The sequence below is a fragment of the Streptomyces sp. AK010 genome (genome assembly GCF_014207295.1).
Classification (GTDB): domain Bacteria; phylum Actinomycetota; class Actinomycetes; order Streptomycetales; family Streptomycetaceae; genus Streptomyces; species Streptomyces massasporeus.
Window position 1 is genome coordinate 364,970 of the sequence record NZ_JACHCX010000003.1, and the last position, 15,319, is coordinate 380,288.

Genomic DNA, 15,319 nt, shown 5'->3' on the forward strand with positions numbered 1-15,319 from the left:
GCTCACAGGCATGATCCACGCGCGCGTGGGGCCCGGGAACGGGACCCGCGCGCGCGTGCCGGTTTGGGCGCGCCGAAAAGTGGACTCTTCCCGTGACCTGGGTCACCGGGTTAACGTGCGGTTGCTCCGGCCTCCTGCAAGGCTGTGACCAGGGCCCCTTCCACGCCTTTCCGATTTACTTGGATATCCAAGCAAAATCGCAGGTCAGGAGGGGTTTCACAGAAATGTGGCGCACTGGGTAACGTGCCTTCTGCAGGGCGCTCGCCGGGGCACCTGTCACGCCTGTACCCGGCCGAGTGGCACCCACCCCGTGCCCCGGTGGTCGAGAACAGGTGAGCCGCTCCCCCAAGCTCAAAAGAGCAGGGGGGACCCCCAGGCCTACCGGCAACCCCGTGGCCCGGACCGACGGAGGAGCACACGTGACCGTGGAGAGCACTGCCGCGCGCACACCGCGACGCAGCGCCGGAAGCAAGGCCGGCACCACCGGCACCAAGCGCACCCGCACGACCGCCAAGAAGGACGCCGGCGCCGAGCCCCAGCTCGTGCAGCTGCTGACGCCCGAGGGCAAGCGCGTCAAGAACGCCGAGTACGACAAGTACGTCGCCGGCATCACCCCGGAAGAGCTCCGCGGCCTCTACCGCGACATGGTGCTCACCCGTCGCTTCGACGCCGAGGCCACCTCCCTGCAGCGCCAGGGCGAGCTGGGCCTGTGGGCGTCGCTGCTCGGCCAGGAGGCCGCCCAGATCGGGTCGGGCCGGGCCACCCGGGAGGACGACTACGTCTTCCCGACCTACCGCGAGCACGGCGTGGCCTGGTGCCGCGGCGTCGACCCGGCCAACCTGCTGGGAATGTTCCGCGGTGTGAACAACGGCGGCTGGGACCCCAACAGCAACAACTTCCAGCTGTACACGATCGTCATCGGCTCCCAGACGCTGCACGCCACCGGCTACGCGATGGGCGTCGCCAAGGACGGCGCCGACAGCGCGGTGATCGCGTACTTCGGCGACGGCGCCTCCAGCCAGGGCGACGTGGCCGAGTCCTTCACCTTCTCCGCGGTCTACAACGCCCCGGTCGTGTTCTTCTGCCAGAACAACCAGTGGGCCATCTCCGAGCCGACCGAGAAGCAGTCCCGCGTGCCGATCTACCAGCGCGCCCAGGGCTTCGGCTTCCCGGGCGTCCGGGTGGACGGCAACGACGTGCTCGGCGTCCTCGCGGTGACCCGGTGGGCCCTGGAGCGGGCCCGCGGCGGCGAGGGCCCGACCCTCGTCGAGGCGTTCACCTACCGCATGGGCGCCCACACCACCTCCGACGACCCGACCCGCTACCGGGGCGACGAGGAGCGCCAGGCCTGGGAGGCCAAGGACCCGATCCTGCGGCTGCGCCGGTACCTGGAGGCATCGAACCACGCGGACGAGGGATTCTTCGCGGAACTGGAGGCCGAGTCCGAGGCGTTGGGCAGACGAGTGCGCGAGGCGGTCCGTGCCATGCCGGACCCGGACCACTTCGCGATCTTCGAGAACGCCTACGCGGACGGGCACGCGCTCGTCGACGAGGAGCGCGCCCAGTTCGCCGCGTACCAGGCGTCGTTCGCCGATGAGGGGGGTAACTGAGATGGCCGACAAGATGGCACTGGCCAAGGCGATCAACGAGTCGCTGCGCCGCGCCCTGGAGTCCGACCCCAAGGTCCTGATCATGGGCGAGGACGTCGGCAAGCTCGGCGGCGTCTTCCGGGTGACGGACGGCCTGCAGAAGGACTTCGGCGAGAGCCGCGTCATCGACACCCCGCTCGCCGAGTCGGGCATCGTCGGCACGGCGATCGGCCTGGCCCTGCGCGGCTACCGCCCGGTGGTGGAGATCCAGTTCGACGGCTTCGTCTTCCCGGCGTACGACCAGATCGTCACGCAGCTCGCGAAGATGCACGCCCGCTCGCTGGGCAAGGTCAAGCTCCCGGTCGTCGTGCGCATCCCCTACGGCGGCGGCATCGGCGCGGTCGAGCACCACTCGGAGTCCCCCGAGGCGCTCTTCGCGCACGTGGCGGGCCTGAAGGTGGTCAGCCCGTCGAACGCGTCGGACGCGTACTGGATGATGCAGCAGGCCATCCAGAGCGACGACCCGGTGATCTTCTTCGAGCCCAAGCGCCGCTACTGGGACAAGGGCGAGGTCAGCACCGAGGCGATCCCGGACCCCCTGCACAAGGCCCGGGTGGTCCGCGAGGGCACCGACCTGACCCTGGCCGCCTACGGCCCGATGGTGAAGCTCTGCCAAGAGGTCGCCGACGCGGCCGCCGAGGAGGGCAAGAACCTGGAGGTCCTGGACCTGCGCTCGGTCTCCCCGGTCGACTTCGACTCGATCCAGGCCTCGGTGGAGAAGACGCGCCGCCTGGTCGTCGTCCACGAGGCCCCGGTGTTCTTCGGGTCGGGCGCGGAGATCGCCGCGCGGATCACGGAGCGCAGCTTCTACCACCTGGAGGCCCCGGTGCTCCGGGTCGGCGGCTACCACGCGCCGTACCCGCCGGCCCGCCTGGAGGAGGAGTACCTGCCGAACCTGGACCGGGTACTGGACGCCGTCGACCGCTCGCTGGCGTACTGAGGAGAGGGTCGTGACGACGATGACGGAAGCGTCCGTGCGCGAGTTCAAGATGCCCGACGTGGGCGAGGGACTCACCGAGGCCGAGATCCTCAAGTGGTACGTCCAGCCCGGTGACACGGTCACCGACGGCCAGGTGGTCTGCGAGGTCGAGACGGCGAAGGCGGCCGTCGAGCTGCCCATCCCGTACGACGGCGTGGTCCGGGACCTGCACTTCCCCGAGGGCACCACGGTCGACGTGGGCACGGCGATCATCTCGGTGGACGTGGGCGGCGGCAGCGCCGCACCCGCGCCCGCCGCCGAGCAGCCCGCCGCCGAGCAGCCCGCGGCGGCCGCGCCCGCCGAGGAGCCGAAGGCCGCGGGCTCGGGCCGCCAGCCGGTCCTGGTGGGCTACGGGGTGGCGACCTCGTCCACCCGCCGCCGCCCCCGCAAGGGCCCGGAGGTCCCCGTCCAGCAGGCCTCGACGGCGATCCAGACGGAGCTGAACGGCCACGCGCCGACGGCCCCGGCGCCGGCCCCCGCCGCGGCTCAGGCCGCCCCGGCCGGTCCGGACCGCCCGCTGGCCAAGCCCCCCGTCCGCAAGCTGGCCAAGGATTTGGGCGTCGACCTGACGACGGTCGTCCCGACCGGCCCGGACGGCATCATCACCCGCGAGGACGTGCACGCGGCGGTCGCCGCCGCCGTCCCGGTGGCCCCCGAACCGTCGGTCGCGTCCGCCCCGGCCACGGCCCCGGCGTCCTACGACACCGCGCGCGAGACCCGCATCCCGGTCAAGGGTGTCCGCAAGGCGACGGCGGCGGCGATGGTCGGCTCGGCGTTCACCGCGCCGCATGTCACCGAGTTCGTGACGGTCGACGTCACGCGCACGATGAAGCTGGTCGAGGAGCTGAAGGCGGACAAGGAGTTCGCGGGCCTGCGCGTGAACCCGCTGCTGCTGATCGCCAAGGCGCTGCTGGTCGCGATCCGCCGCAACCCGGACGTCAACGCGTCCTGGGACGAGGCCGCTCAGGAGATCGTGGTCAAGCACTACGTGAACCTGGGCATCGCGGCCGCGACCCCGCGCGGTCTGATCGTGCCGAACATCAAGGACGCGCACGCCAGGACGCTGCCGCAGCTGGCCGAGTCGCTGGGTGAGCTGGTGGCGACGGCCAGGGACGGCAAGACGTCCCCGGCGGCGATGCAGGGCGGCACGGTGACGATCACCAACGTCGGCGTCTTCGGCGTCGACACGGGCACGCCGATCCTCAACCCGGGCGAGTCCGCGATCCTCGCGGTCGGCGCGATCAAGCCGCAGCCCTGGGTCCACAAGGGCAAGGTGAAGCCCCGTCAGGTCACCACCCTGGCGCTGTCGTTCGACCACCGTCTGGTCGACGGCGAGCTGGGTTCGAAGGTGCTGGCCGACGTGGCGGCGATCCTGGAGCAGCCGAAGCGCCTGATCACCTGGGCGTGAGCCGACTGCGGCGGCCCCCTGCCTGCGGGCGGGGGGCCGCCGGCGTCTGCCCGCAGGGTAAACCGCCGGTGGTGCGAGGAGCACAAGAAGCGCCCGGGACCTGGAGCGCCGTCAGCGCACCGCCGCATGATCGCTGTATGACCATCGGACGACCGCCGTCCGACCGCCGTACGACGAAGGGGGCTCCGCCGCGGTGCGCGGCTGAGCCCCCTCGGTCGTCCTGCTCGCGTCCTACCTGCTGAAGCCGTAGTTGAGCAGCTTGGTGGCGTCCGCCTTGCGGGCGTCCAGGCCGGTCGAGGCGAGCACCGTGCCGATGACCGTCTTGCCGCTGCGGGTGGCGGCGAAGACCAGGCAGTACTTCGCCTCCGGGCCGGAGCCGGTCTTCACGCCGATCGCGCCGCTGTAGCTGCCGAGCAACGGGTTGGTGTTCTCCCACGGCGCCATCGTCCGCGTGCCGCCGGACTTGGTGGTCGTCTTCGCCGTGTACTGCTTCGTCTTGACGACCGTGCGGAACGAGGAGTTCTTCATCGCGGCGCTGGCGAGCTTCGTCAGGTCGCGCGGCGTCGAGTAGTTGGCGCCGTGGCCGATGCCGTCGAACGAGTCGAAGTGGGTGTTCTTCAGACCCAGGTTCTTGGCGGTGGTGTTCATCTTGCCGATGAACGACTTCACGCGCGCCGAACGCGTCGAGCCCGAGCCGAACTTGTCGGCGAGAGCGTACGCGGCGTCGCAGCCGGACGGCAGCATCAGCCCGTACAGCAGCTGGCGGACGGTGACCTTGTCGCCGACGATCAGCTTCGCGTTGGACGCGTAGTTGTTGTCGACGATGTAGTCGCTGTACGCCTTCTGGATCGTGACCTTGCTGTCCAGGTTCAGGTTCGACTGCTTCAGCACCACCAGTGCGGTCATGATCTTGGTGGTCGAACCGGTCGAGCGGCGGGTGTCGGCCGCCTTGGTGTACAGCGACGTGCCGGTCGTGTTGTTCATCACGTAGCCGCCCTTGGCGGCGATGGAGGGCGCCGAGGCGGCCTGCGCCGGCGCGACGGTGAGGGCACCGGTCGCGAGCATGGCGCCGGTGGTGACGGCGACGGCCGCAGCTCTGCGGAGACGAGTGCCCTTAATGCCGGTTATCAAGTGAAGTACCCCGATTGCGTCGAATGCCCCAACGGTGCGGCCGAGTTGAGGACGAGGGGAAAGGGGCCGCACGTGTCTGACTTGTAACTAGCACACATGGTTGTGCTGTTGCCGAGCCGGACCCCCGCTTTGCCACAGATGTGTGACATACAAGTCCGCATACTGGACGTATCTCTTCATGCGTACCTGTTGTATCTATGCTGTCCGCATGACCTTGGCCGTGAAGCAACCGCCCGCCGCCGATCGCGTCTACGCCCATGTCAAACAGGGCGTCCTGGAGCGCCACTACGAGGGCGGCACCCTCCTCACCGAGGGCGAGCTCGCCGAAGCCGTGGGCGTCTCCCGCACACCGGTCCGCGAGGCACTGCTCCGGCTGGAGGTCGAAGGGCTGATCCGGCTCTACCCGAAGAAGGGCGCCCTCGTCCTGCCCGTCTCCGCGCAGGAGATCGCCGACGTCGTCGAGACCCGGCTGCTCGTCGAGGAGCACGCGGCGCGCAAGGCCGTACCCGCGCCCGCCGGGCTCATCGAGCGCCTGGAGGAGCTGCTGGCCCGGCAGAAGAAGCAGGCCGCCGCCGGGGACCTCGCCGGGGCCGCCGTCACCGACCGCTGCTTCCACGCCGAGATCGTCCGCAGCGGCGGCAACGAGATCCTCTCCCGCCTCTACGACCAGCTGCGCGACCGTCAGTTGCGGATGGGCGTCGCCGTCATGCACTCCCATCCGGACCGCATCGCCAAGACCCTCGCCGAGCACGAGGAGATCCTCGAAGCGCTGCGCTCCCACGACGCGGAGACGGCCGTCGGTCTCGTCCACCGGCACATCGGCTGGTTCTCGCACCTGGCCCGGGGGGAGGTCCGATGAGCGCCGTCGCGATACCCGGCGACCCGCCCGGCGGCCGCCGCGCCCTGGCCGTCTGGGGCACGGGCGTCTCCGTCTACTTCGTCGCGGTCATCTTCCGCACGTCCCTGGGCGTGGCAGGCCTCGACGCCGCCGACCGCTTTCATGTGAACGCCTCCGCCCTCTCCACCTTCTCCATCCTCCAGCTGCTGGTCTACGCGGGCATGCAGATCCCCGTCGGCCTGCTGGTCGACCGGCTCGGCACCAAGAAGGTGCTGGCGCTCGGCGCGGTCCTGTTCACGGCCGGACAGCTGGGCTTCGCCTTCTCCCCCTCGTACGGCACCGCCCTCGCCTCCCGGGCGCTGCTCGGCTGCGGTGACGCCCTCACGTTCATCAGCGTGCTGCGCCTCGGCAGCCGCTGGTTCCCGGCCCGCCGCGGTCCGCTGGTCGCCCAGTTCGCGGGACTGGTCGGCATGGCGGGCAACCTGGTCTCCACGCTCGTCCTGGCCCGGCTGCTGCACGGCATCGGCTGGACGGCGGCGTTCGCCGGCAGCGCGGCGGCCGGTGCCGTGGTGCTCGTCCTGGTGCTGCTGTTCCTCAAGGACCACCCGGAGGGCCACGAGCCCGAGCCCCTCCCGCACCAGGGCGCGGCCTACGTACGACAGCAGATCGCCGCCTCCTGGCGGGAGCCCGGGACCCGGCTCGGCCTCTGGGTGCACTTCACCACCCAGTTCCCGGCGATGGTGTTCCTGCTGCTGTGGGGCCTGCCGTTCCTCGTCGAGGCGCAGGGGCTGTCCCGTGCGGTGGCCGGCGAACTCCTCACCCTCGTCGTCCTGTCGAACATGGTGGTGGGCCTGGTCTACGGCCAGATCGTCGCCCGGCACCACGGCGCGCGGCTGCCGCTCGCCCTCGGCACGGTCGCCACGACGGCGGTCCTCTGGGCGGCGACGCTCGCCTACCCGGGCCCGCACGCCCCGATGTGGCTGCTGATCGTGCTGTGCACGGTGCTCGGGGCCTGCGGACCCGCGTCGATGATCGGCTTCGACTTCGCCCGCCCGGCCAACCCGCCCGAACGGCAGGGCACCGCCTCCGGCATCACCAACATGGGCGGCTTCGTCGCCTCCATGACCACGCTGTTCGCGATCGGTGTGCTCCTGGACGCCACCGGCGACGACTACTCCCTGGCCTTCTCGGTGGTGTTCGTCCTCCAGGCGGTCGGCGTCTCCCAGATCCTGCGGCTGCGCGGGCAGGCGGCACGGCGGGAACGGGAGCGGCTGGTGGCGAGCCGGGTGGAGACGGTGCACGTTCCGGCGTGACGTCCGTCAGACGGTCGGTACGAGGGTGAGGTACGCGAGGCCGAGGACGCCGCGGTAGGCGAGCCACCGGGCGCGGTGCCGGTCGACGCGCTGCCGTGTCTCCTCCGCCAAGGGGTGACGGGGGTGCTCGGCGAGCCACACCTCGGTGTCCGCGAGGTACCCCGACTCGAACTCCTCCCACTCGTCGAGGCTCGCGGTCTCCGTCCACTCCGGCCGGAACCCGGCCTCGATCGCCAGGTCGATGAGCGTCGCGAGGTCGTGGTGGTCGGTGACGGCCGCGTCCGGCCACATCCGGGACAGTTCGTCGGGGGTCGGGGTGCGCTGCCAGAAGCCCTCGCCCAGCAGGACACGGCCGTGGTCGGTGACCAGGCGGCGGAGTTCTCCGAGCGCCTCGGGGAGCCGGTCGCCGAGGGCCTGGCTCGACCCCACGCACAGCACGAGGTCGGCGGGGCCGAGGGGGGTTCCGGTGGCGGACTCCTCCAGGAAGCGGGCCCGGGACGCCAGTCCGCGGTCGGCGGCGGCCTTGCGTCCCCTGGCCAGGTCGCCGGCGTCCAGGTCGATGCCGGTGCCGGTCGCCTCCGACGCGGTGGCCAGGACGCGGAGCATCAGCTCGCCCGAGCCGCAGCCGACGTCCAGGACCGTGGTGGGGCGGTGGCGGGTGAGGCGTCGGACGACGGCGTCTGCGCGGGTCTCGGAGAGCGGGCCGTGGAAGGTGAGGCGGGTGCGGTGGGGTGGCGTGGTCATGGCCAGGGACGGTACGGGTGGAGGCGGGGTGGTGGCATGGGTTTTCGTGCCCTGGGCGTTGGTGCCGGGGCCGGGTGGGTCCGCAGCCGGGCGTAGCGGGGTGCCGCTCCCCTCGGGACGGGAGCCGCCCTCAGCGGCACGCGTGCCCGCGGCTGGGCGGCTGCGCGTGCTCGCAGTGGGGGCGCGGCTGGGGCGGCAGGCATGCCCGCAGCCGGGGCGCCCTACTGCGTCACCGTGAAGTGGTTCAGGATGGCCGCCGTCAGGTCCGGGTCGCCCTCCGTCTTCAGCCGGTCGGACACCGACTCCACGCTCACGCGGCCGCAGGCCAGGCGGACGTACGTCTCCCAGTCGAGCGTGAGGGTCGCGGCGGGACCGAGGGCCGGAGCCGTTTCCAGGGTGCCGCGGCCCTGGATGTCGACGCGGATCGTGCGCAGGAACTCCACCGGCCCGTGCACGTCGAAGACGATCGCCGAACTGCGCGGCGCCTGCGCGTCCTCGGCGACCACGCGGGGGAGTTCGCCGAGCAGCACGTCACGGGCGACCAGCGCGCCGGGGGAGTCGAGGTTGCCGGGCCGGCCGAGGGCCGTGCGCAGGTCCTGCTCGTGCACCCACACGTCGAACGCGTGCCGCCGCATCGACTCCTCCAGGGCGAGCTCGCTGCCGAGCGGCCCCCGCACCTTCGTGCCCGGGTCGCGCGACTCGTTCCGCAACTGCCGGTTGCGGCGGATGATCACGTACTCGAGCTCGGAGGTCATCTCCGGCGCCGTGTGGTGGCGGCGGACGTCGACCTGCATCTCCATGTAGCGCTGGTGCTCGTTGGTGACGTGGAAGAGATCGCGCGGGAGGCTGTGGATGGGCCGAGGGTCGCCGAGCATCTCGCAGTCCAGGCCGATGACATGGGAGACCACGTCCCGCACCGACCACCCCGGGCACGGCGTCCGCCGGTTCCACTCGGCCTCCGGGAGCGGCTGGAGCAGCTCGGATATCGCTTCGATGGAGTGGGTCCAGGCGTCGGCGTAGGGCTGGAGGGTGGGATGCAGACTCACGGAACGGGACCCCTCGGCGGTTCGGTCACGGGCAGGTGGTGGCGGCGTTGCCAGTGGGAGGTGGCGGCTGTCGGCGGGCGTCTTGCGAGCTAAGTTACGCTGCTGTGAGGCACCCCGGCAGTGCTTTCGTGTGACGATCGTAGGCCCGAGTGGACGGCTCGAATGCCAGGACGGTGGTAGTGTGCGCGCCTCTGTGATCCAGATCGCCGTAAACGAGGACGAATCGGTCGAAGCGCGCCGTCGACGCGTGGCGGCGTCGGTCCGTGAGCAGGCCGGGGCCGATCTCGTCGTCCTGCCGGAGCTGTGGACCACGGGTGCCTTCGCCTACGAGGAGTTCGGGCGCGAGGCCGAGCCGCTCGAGGGGCCGACGTACGAGGCGATGGCGAAGGCCGCGAGCGACGCGGGCGTGTGGCTGCACGCCGGCTCCATCCCGGAACGGGACCCTGACGGACCGCTCTACAACACCTCCCTCGTCTTCTCCCCCTCCGGCGATCTGGCCGCCGCCTACCGCAAGATCCACCGCTTCGGCTTCGACAAGGGCGAGGCCGTGCTGATGGGCGCGGGCGCGGAGCTGGTGACGGTGCGTCTGCCCGAGACGACCCTGGGCCTGTCCACCTGCTACGACCTCCGCTTCCCCGAGCTCTACCGCGGTCTCGTCGACGCCGGTGCCGAGACGCTCGTGGTGTCGGCGGGCTGGCCGGAGCGCCGCCGGTCCCACTGGACGCTGCTGGCCCAGGCACGGGCCGTCGAGAACCAGTCGTTCCTCCTCGCCTGCGCAACGGCCGGGACGCACGCCGGAGTTCCCCAGGCCGGTCACTCGATCGTGGTCGACCCGTGGGGCGAGGTGCTGGCGCAGGCCGGTGCCGGCGAGGAGGTCCTCACCGTGGAGTTCGACCCGGGGAAGGTCGCGGCGACCCGGGAGCAGTTCCCGGCGCTGAAGGACCGGATGCTGGGTCTTCAGCCGCCGCGCAGGCCCTGACCGGCGCTCTCAGTCCTCCCGTTCCTTCTCCGCCAGGTGGATCACACACACGGCCACCGCGATCAGCAGCGCCGGATCCGCGTCCTCACGGACGACGTCCACACCGTAGGTGTCCCGTACGGTCAGCCACCGCCGGGAGATCACGGCCAGCAGCTCCCCGTCGTACTCGACGGCGAACTCCCGGTCGAGGATCTTGCCGCTGACGTCCAGCTCGTTGCCGTCGGCCAGGGACACCCGGTAATGGTTGCGCAGCAGGGACAGCCGCTTGCGGCGGATCGTCGCCAGCGGCTCCCCGCTCCGCTGGAGCACCATGGTGTCGCGCAGGGCGAGCATCTTCTGGTGGATGTCGACGAGGACGCGCCCCTGGGTGTCCTTCAGCTCCCAGGTGTCCCGCAGCCGCAGGGCCTTGCCGTCGACGAGGAACACCTTGCTGCCGCGGTCGTCCTCGATCCAGTAGTCGTCACCGAAGCCGAGGAGCCGGTCGTACACGAGGAATCTCATGAGACCAGGGCTTCCCCGCCACCGCTGCCGAAACGCCGCCGATAGGCCGACGGGCTGAGGCCCCGTCCGGCACCGGTGCCGACCTCGATTTGGACTCGGCCACGGCAACCGTACGGTGACGGTGAACAGCAGCGACGTCCGCCCCCGAGGAGGGACCATGCACCCGGCAGCACAGGACCGCGATCTTCCCGAGGAGCCGGCCGACGGCGGCCCGCGCACCGCGGTCACGTGCCCGTTCTGCCGCATCGTGCGCGGGCTCGCCCCCGCCCAGGTGCTGCGCGACTGGCCGGACGCGCTGGCGATCCTTCCCCGCGGGGGTGGCGTCACCGCGGGGCACGTGTTGGTGCTGCCCAAGACGCACGTCCCGGACGTGGCGGCGGACCCGCAGGTGTCCGCGGCGACGATGCGGCGCGTGGCGGAGCTCGCGGCCGAGATGGGTGACTGCAACGTCATCTCGTCACGCGGCGCCGCCGCCACGCAGACCGTGCCGCACATGCACGTCCACGTGGTGCCGCGACGCGATGGCGACGGCATCCTGCTGCCCTGGACCCCGGTCGCCGGAGGCAGCCGTCGGCCGGGCCCGGACCGGCGGCCCTGGTCGGCCCGCCCGGCCGGCCGGTGAGCCGGTTCCGGCGGCCCGGTACGCCTCAGCCCAGGAAGACGAGGAGCAGACTGTTGGCCGCGGCCAGCACGCCGTAGCAGAACAGCATCGGCCGGGACAGCAGCACGGCGGACCAGGACACCGTCCCGCCGTAGCGCTCGGCGTCCATGGTGAACGGGGGCGGCGGGGCGTCCCGGTCGCTGATGATCTTCTCGTAGAGGGCGCGGAAGAGGCGCTCCTGCCGGAGGTAGTAACCGTCGAGCAGCCAGAAGCCCACGGCCAGGGCCAGGGCCACGGGGATCGTCGCGGCCCGGCTCCGGTCCGCGACCGCGACGAGCACACCGCTCAGCGTGATGCACCAGCCCTTGATCAGGAACGAGTTGTTGCCGAGCCGGGCGATCACGTTCTGGAGCAGCTCCAGGTGCCTGAGGCGCTGTTCGTCGAGGCCCGGGCCACCGGTCATGCGGGGGATGCCTCGTCGGGCCCCGGCGGGGTGCCGGGTGGCTCCTCCGTCGGCGGGGCGCCGGGAGATTCGACGTCCGGCAACCAGAACTGCTCGTTCAGTTCCTCGACGGTGTCCTCCAGCCAGTTCTCCAGCAGGGTCGGGGCGTACCGGTCCAGCAGTCCGTCGCCGTGCTCCAGCATCTCCAGGCGCAGCCGTGGCAGGGCGGTCCTGCCGTCCTCCCCGACCGGGTCCCAGTCCGGGCCGGCCGGCCATGCGTGGCCGCGCAGCGGCAGCTCCATGGCGCCGGCGACGCCGCCCTCGGCCCGCTCCTCGACGATCGCGACGCAGGCGTCGTCCACGGTGCGGCGCGCGTCGGCTTCCGCCTGCTCCAGGGCGGAGCGCAGCCGGTGCCACGAGGTGCTGTGCGAGACGAGTCGCCGCCTCGCCTCGGACACGAGCCGGTCCGTGCTTTCCTCGGCGGCGGACGCGGTGTCCGACGCCGACTTGTTGGCCTCGGCGTAGGGGTTGTGCGCCAGGACGGCCGTGACCGAGGTGGCGAGGCCGAGCGAGACGATGAGGAAGACGGCCATGACCGTGCCGGCCGTGTCGAAGGCCAGCGGGTTGCTCTGGTCCGTCCGCGTGTAGGCGGTCGTGGCGAGCAGGCCGAGGAGCAGCAGGTTGGCGAGCACCGGCAGGACGGGGGCGGACCAGGGCAGGCCGTCCGGCCGCCGGGTTTCGGTGCGGGGCCCGTCCAGACGCAGCGCGTGCCGCAGTGCGGGCCACGGAGCGCGCCGTACCCGTTCGGTCCGGTGTGCGTCGCGCACCCACAGCCGGAAGAGCGATCTCGCCAGCCAGGAGCTCAGCGCGAATTGGAGGGTGGAGACCCCGAGGGCGACCAGGAAGGAGAGAACGTAGACCACGTTCTGCCACGAGCCGCCCGGGCCGACGCTCAGGGCCTGTGCCGTGGCCTGGCCGACGAAGGGCAGGTCGAACAGGGCGCTGAGCGCCAGCATCACCCACTGGAGCCACGACCAGGGTCGTCGGCTGCGGCGCAGGCCCTCCGGCCCGTCCGAGGCGTGCCGGCGGCGTACCGCCCGGACGCGGTCCCGGGCCTCGCCCGCCGTCCGGCCGACCGTGAAACGCTCCACGGCGTCGATGGCGGTGAGCGCCGACTGGAACGTGTCCACCAGTGCCGTGCCCAGCTCCCCGAGATTCCGCTGGGCCTTGGCCAGGCCGTTGTTGGCCTGGGCGAAGGCCCGCATCAGCAGGGCGTGCTCCCGGCTGTCCACGGGGTCGGCAGGCCGCCCGGCGGGCCGGGGCCCGTCCGGGCCCACGAGGGGGAGGAACGACTTGGGGCAGGGCATGGGCGCCTCGCGGGCGCCCCCGTGCGAACCGTTGCTGCTGTTCACTTTCATGGCGGTGTGCCTCGCCTCACTTCCGGATGATCTCGATGTCCACGCGGCGGTCGCACTGCAACCGCTGCTCCCGGGTCATGTCCCCGGCGGCCTTCCCCTCGGTCTCGGGGCAGCCCGGAGACCGGCCCCGGCCGTGTGCCGTCACACGGGAGGCGGGCACCCCGTGGTCGACGAGGACCTTGCGCACCGCGTCCGCCCGGTCCTGGGACAGCTCGCGGTCGTTGACCGAGCCGCCGCGCGGGTCGACGTAGCCGTTGACGACGACCCGGTCGAGGGACGGGGTGGTGCGTGCGGTCGCGGCGACGTCGGCGAGCGTGGGAACGGCGGCCCGCCGCAGCCTCGGCGAGTCCGTGTCGAACAGGGCGGCACCCGGCAGCGTGATCGTCCGGGAGCGGCTGTCGCCGTAGTGCACCACCGGCTCGCCCGGCGAACCCGGCCGGGCCGGAGCGGGGGACTCCGCCATGACGGAGGCGTCCTCGGCGTCGCACGTGCCGCCCGCCCGTTCGCACAGGGTCGTCCACAGCTTGCGCAGCCAGACGCGCTGGGCCGTGTCCGCGGAGGGCTGGCCGCCCGCGGAGTGCCCGAGACCCACGAACGTGACCTTCACCCCCGACAGCCGGGGCAGTTCGTTGAACTCCCCCCGCGCCCCGCACACCGAGACAATGGACTTGATGTCCTGCGCCGAGCCGAACCGCGCCCCCCGCAGGTCGGCGCAGCCCGTGGTGGACAGTCCGTCGCTGAGCACGAGCAGGTGGCGTTCGCCCTCGGCGCCGCTCAGCATCTCGGCCCCCGCCGCCAGGGCGGCCAGGACATCGGTGCCCCCGTCCACGGGCCGCGTCCGCTGGGCCGTGGCCAGGTCGTCGCGGAGGCAGCCGTTCGCGGCCTGGCGGTTCAGCTCCTGGTTGCGCGGGTTGTCATTGCTGTCCTGCCAGTCGCCGGGCCGCTCCTGCACGGTCCACACGACGTCCCCCGAGCTTCCGCCGAAGGTGCCGATGGAGACGGTCTCCCCCTGCTCGTCGTCCTTGTCGAGCAGTTCGTCGACCGTCCGCCCGTAGTCGGGCCCCCGGGACCCTGCCTTCTCGACGTGCACGGACGCCGAACCGTCGACGAGGACGACGGTGCTTCCGGCCTCCGCGGTGGGCGCCTGGGTCTTCGTCCAGGCGCATCCGGCTCTGTCGTCCTCGTCCTCGCAGCCGGTGAGCACGGTGGCGGCCGTCAGGACGCCCAGCACCGCGACGGCCGCGGACAGCCTGCGGCCGCGGCGGTACGGCGCCCGCCGCCGGGCGGGCAGGCCGAAGGCCTCGGGCTGCCGCCGCCACCGTGCGGCGCGTGCGGCGCTCACAGGGCCGGCCCGTCGGGCGCGATGGCGTCCTCGATCCAGGACGACTCGCTGAGCCCCATCTCCCGGCGGAACGCGCCGATCGCCTTGTCGTAGGCGTCGGCGAACTCGAACAGCCCGGCCTCCTGGTGGGCCCCGCGCGCCCCCTCCAGCGTTGTGATCAGGGCATCGACGCTGGTACGGCGCTGCCTGCGCAGTCCCTCCATGACCTTGCGGAAGTCCTGGTCGGCGAGCGTGGCCGCGAACGGGACCAGCAGACGCCGCTGGTGGGCGTCGAGTTCACCGATCAGCTCCAGCTCGCTGATCACCTTCAGCCAGGCCTCGGTGAGCTCCCGCGCCCGCTCCGCCTTGATGAGGCCCAGCCGCTGCGTCTCCCGGAGCGTCAGCTCGTGCAGGCGGTGCGGCAGTACGTGTTCGCGCAGGGCGGGGTCGACCCGGACCCGGACCGAGGGTGTGCACCGGATGAGGCCCTCGGTGTCGTCGAAGCACCAGTTGCCGTCGATCGACAACCTCTTGTTGATCGCGCGCTCGGCGGCGACCGGGTCGGCCGGGTCGCAGTCGCGGGCGGCGGACCAGCCGACCCGCAGCAGTTCCTCGCGCGCGGTCGCCTCGTGGTGCACGACGCGTTCCTTCAGGGTCTCCCGCGACATCGCCGAGCTGTTCCACTGGAACGTCGGGAACACCTCGTAGGAGAAGACGTCGTCCCGCGCCGCCATGGAGAGCGGTGTCTCCGGGGGCAGGGACTGCACGAAAACCTTCCTGCGGCGGGGCTGGGAGGGGGTCTCGTCCCCCTCGCCGGAGGCGCTGGTCTCCGGCTCCTCCTCGAAGATGTCGTCGTACCGGTTCCGTCGCCAAGTGCGCCACGCCTCGCGCAGCGTGGCGAACAGGCCTTTGCGCCGTGCCATGTGGTTCCTCCTGTGTGGGACTGTCT

General features: G+C 71.8%; 15 protein-coding genes. 7 read left to right on the top strand and 8 right to left on the bottom strand.

The window, feature by feature from the left end:
- Positions 1-419 precede the first annotated feature (419 nt).
- From pdhA to HDC93_RS07900, 3 genes are read left to right on the top strand one after another with little or no spacing between them, the layout of a single operon-like run.
- The gene (gene pdhA, locus HDC93_RS07890; RefSeq protein ID WP_185008525.1) at positions 420-1,610 is read left to right on the top strand and encodes a pyruvate dehydrogenase (acetyl-transferring) E1 component subunit alpha; all 1,191 of its coding nucleotides are present in this window, start codon (positions 420-422) and stop codon (positions 1,608-1,610) included.
- A gap of 1 nt (position 1,611) precedes the next feature.
- Positions 1,612-2,589 (top strand): alpha-ketoacid dehydrogenase subunit beta, encoded by a 978-nt coding sequence (locus HDC93_RS07895; protein WP_185008527.1) that lies wholly within the window; start codon positions 1,612-1,614, stop codon positions 2,587-2,589.
- Positions 2,590-2,599: 10 nt separating this feature from the next.
- Positions 2,600-4,036, top strand: coding sequence for a dihydrolipoamide acetyltransferase family protein (locus HDC93_RS07900; protein ID WP_185008528.1), 1,437 nt, complete (start codon positions 2,600-2,602; stop codon positions 4,034-4,036).
- Between the two features lie 231 nt (positions 4,037-4,267).
- Here the strand turns inward: HDC93_RS07900 and HDC93_RS07905 are convergent, their stop codons facing one another.
- Positions 4,268-5,167, bottom strand: coding sequence for a D-alanyl-D-alanine carboxypeptidase family protein (locus tag HDC93_RS07905; RefSeq protein ID WP_185008530.1), 900 nt, complete (start codon positions 5,165-5,167; stop codon positions 4,268-4,270).
- Positions 5,168-5,375: 208 nt separating this feature from the next.
- On the opposite strand from HDC93_RS07905, the gene HDC93_RS07910 reads away from it, so the two are divergent.
- Both HDC93_RS07910 and HDC93_RS07915 read left to right on the top strand, forming a co-directional pair.
- Positions 5,376-6,026: a GntR family transcriptional regulator gene (locus HDC93_RS07910; RefSeq protein ID WP_185008532.1), complete on the top strand. Its 651-nt coding sequence runs from the start codon at positions 5,376-5,378 to the stop codon at positions 6,024-6,026.
- A complete protein-coding gene (locus tag HDC93_RS07915; protein WP_185008534.1) occupies positions 6,023-7,318 on the top strand; it encodes a nitrate/nitrite transporter in 1,296 nt (431 codons plus the stop codon). Before HDC93_RS07910 ends, HDC93_RS07915 begins: the two co-directional genes overlap by 4 nt.
- A gap of 6 nt (positions 7,319-7,324) precedes the next feature.
- Here HDC93_RS07915 and HDC93_RS07920 read toward each other — a convergent pair whose 3' ends face one another.
- The gene (locus HDC93_RS07920) at positions 7,325-8,062 is read right to left on the bottom strand and encodes a cyclopropane-fatty-acyl-phospholipid synthase family protein (protein ID WP_185008536.1); all 738 of its coding nucleotides are present in this window, start codon (positions 8,060-8,062) and stop codon (positions 7,325-7,327) included.
- Between the two features lie 221 nt (positions 8,063-8,283).
- Positions 8,284-9,108, bottom strand: a complete 825-nt coding sequence (locus tag HDC93_RS07925; protein WP_185008538.1) for a maleylpyruvate isomerase family mycothiol-dependent enzyme — start codon at positions 9,106-9,108, stop codon at positions 8,284-8,286.
- Positions 9,109-9,289: 181 nt separating this feature from the next.
- On the opposite strand from HDC93_RS07925, the gene HDC93_RS07930 reads away from it, so the two are divergent.
- The gene (locus HDC93_RS07930) at positions 9,290-10,087 is read left to right on the top strand and encodes a carbon-nitrogen family hydrolase (RefSeq protein ID WP_185008540.1); all 798 of its coding nucleotides are present in this window, start codon (positions 9,290-9,292) and stop codon (positions 10,085-10,087) included.
- A gap of 9 nt (positions 10,088-10,096) precedes the next feature.
- Here the strand turns inward: HDC93_RS07930 and HDC93_RS07935 are convergent, their stop codons facing one another.
- Complete coding sequence (locus HDC93_RS07935) at positions 10,097-10,588, bottom strand: LURP-one-related/scramblase family protein (RefSeq protein WP_031104342.1); 492 nt, start codon at positions 10,586-10,588, stop codon at positions 10,097-10,099.
- 157 nt (positions 10,589-10,745) lie between these two features.
- On the opposite strand from HDC93_RS07935, the gene HDC93_RS07940 reads away from it, so the two are divergent.
- The gene (locus tag HDC93_RS07940) at positions 10,746-11,210 is read left to right on the top strand and encodes an HIT family protein (RefSeq protein WP_185008542.1); all 465 of its coding nucleotides are present in this window, start codon (positions 10,746-10,748) and stop codon (positions 11,208-11,210) included.
- A gap of 25 nt (positions 11,211-11,235) precedes the next feature.
- Here HDC93_RS07940 and HDC93_RS07945 read toward each other — a convergent pair whose 3' ends face one another.
- From HDC93_RS07945 to HDC93_RS07960, 4 genes are read right to left on the bottom strand one after another with little or no spacing between them, the layout of a single operon-like run.
- Positions 11,236-11,652, bottom strand: coding sequence for a hypothetical protein (locus HDC93_RS07945; protein WP_185008544.1), 417 nt, complete (start codon positions 11,650-11,652; stop codon positions 11,236-11,238).
- Positions 11,649-13,043, bottom strand: coding sequence for a hypothetical protein (locus HDC93_RS07950; RefSeq protein ID WP_185008545.1), 1,395 nt, complete (start codon positions 13,041-13,043; stop codon positions 11,649-11,651). Before HDC93_RS07950 ends, HDC93_RS07945 begins: the two co-directional genes overlap by 4 nt.
- A gap of 22 nt (positions 13,044-13,065) precedes the next feature.
- Positions 13,066-14,391 (bottom strand): OmpA family protein, encoded by a 1,326-nt coding sequence (locus HDC93_RS39250; protein WP_185008547.1) that lies wholly within the window; start codon positions 14,389-14,391, stop codon positions 13,066-13,068.
- Positions 14,388-15,293: a hypothetical protein gene (locus HDC93_RS07960; RefSeq protein WP_185008550.1), complete on the bottom strand. Its 906-nt coding sequence runs from the start codon at positions 15,291-15,293 to the stop codon at positions 14,388-14,390. The genes HDC93_RS39250 and HDC93_RS07960 overlap by 4 nt, the downstream gene beginning before the upstream one ends.
- Between the last annotated feature and the right edge of the window lie 26 nt (positions 15,294-15,319).

What these genes read in the sequence shown, in the direction of transcription:
- HDC93_RS07895 (WP_185008527.1), top strand. Translation starts at nt 1,612, where the DNA reads ATGGCCGACAAGATGGCACTGGCCAAGGCGATCAACGAGTCGCTGCGC.
- HDC93_RS07910 (WP_185008532.1), top strand. Translation starts at nt 5,376, where the DNA reads ATGACCTTGGCCGTGAAGCAACCGCCCGCCGCCGATCGCGTCTACGCC.
- HDC93_RS07915 (WP_185008534.1), top strand. Translation starts at nt 6,023, where the DNA reads ATGAGCGCCGTCGCGATACCCGGCGACCCGCCCGGCGGCCGCCGCGCC.
- HDC93_RS07920 (WP_185008536.1), bottom strand. Translation starts at nt 8,062, where the DNA reads ATGACCACGCCACCCCACCGCACCCGCCTCACCTTCCACGGCCCGCTC.
- HDC93_RS07935 (WP_031104342.1), bottom strand. Translation starts at nt 10,588, where the DNA reads ATGAGATTCCTCGTGTACGACCGGCTCCTCGGCTTCGGTGACGACTAC.
- HDC93_RS07940 (WP_185008542.1), top strand. Translation starts at nt 10,746, where the DNA reads ATGCACCCGGCAGCACAGGACCGCGATCTTCCCGAGGAGCCGGCCGAC.
- HDC93_RS07945 (WP_185008544.1), bottom strand. Translation starts at nt 11,652, where the DNA reads ATGACCGGTGGCCCGGGCCTCGACGAACAGCGCCTCAGGCACCTGGAG.
- HDC93_RS07960 (WP_185008550.1), bottom strand. Translation starts at nt 15,293, where the DNA reads ATGGCACGGCGCAAAGGCCTGTTCGCCACGCTGCGCGAGGCGTGGCGC.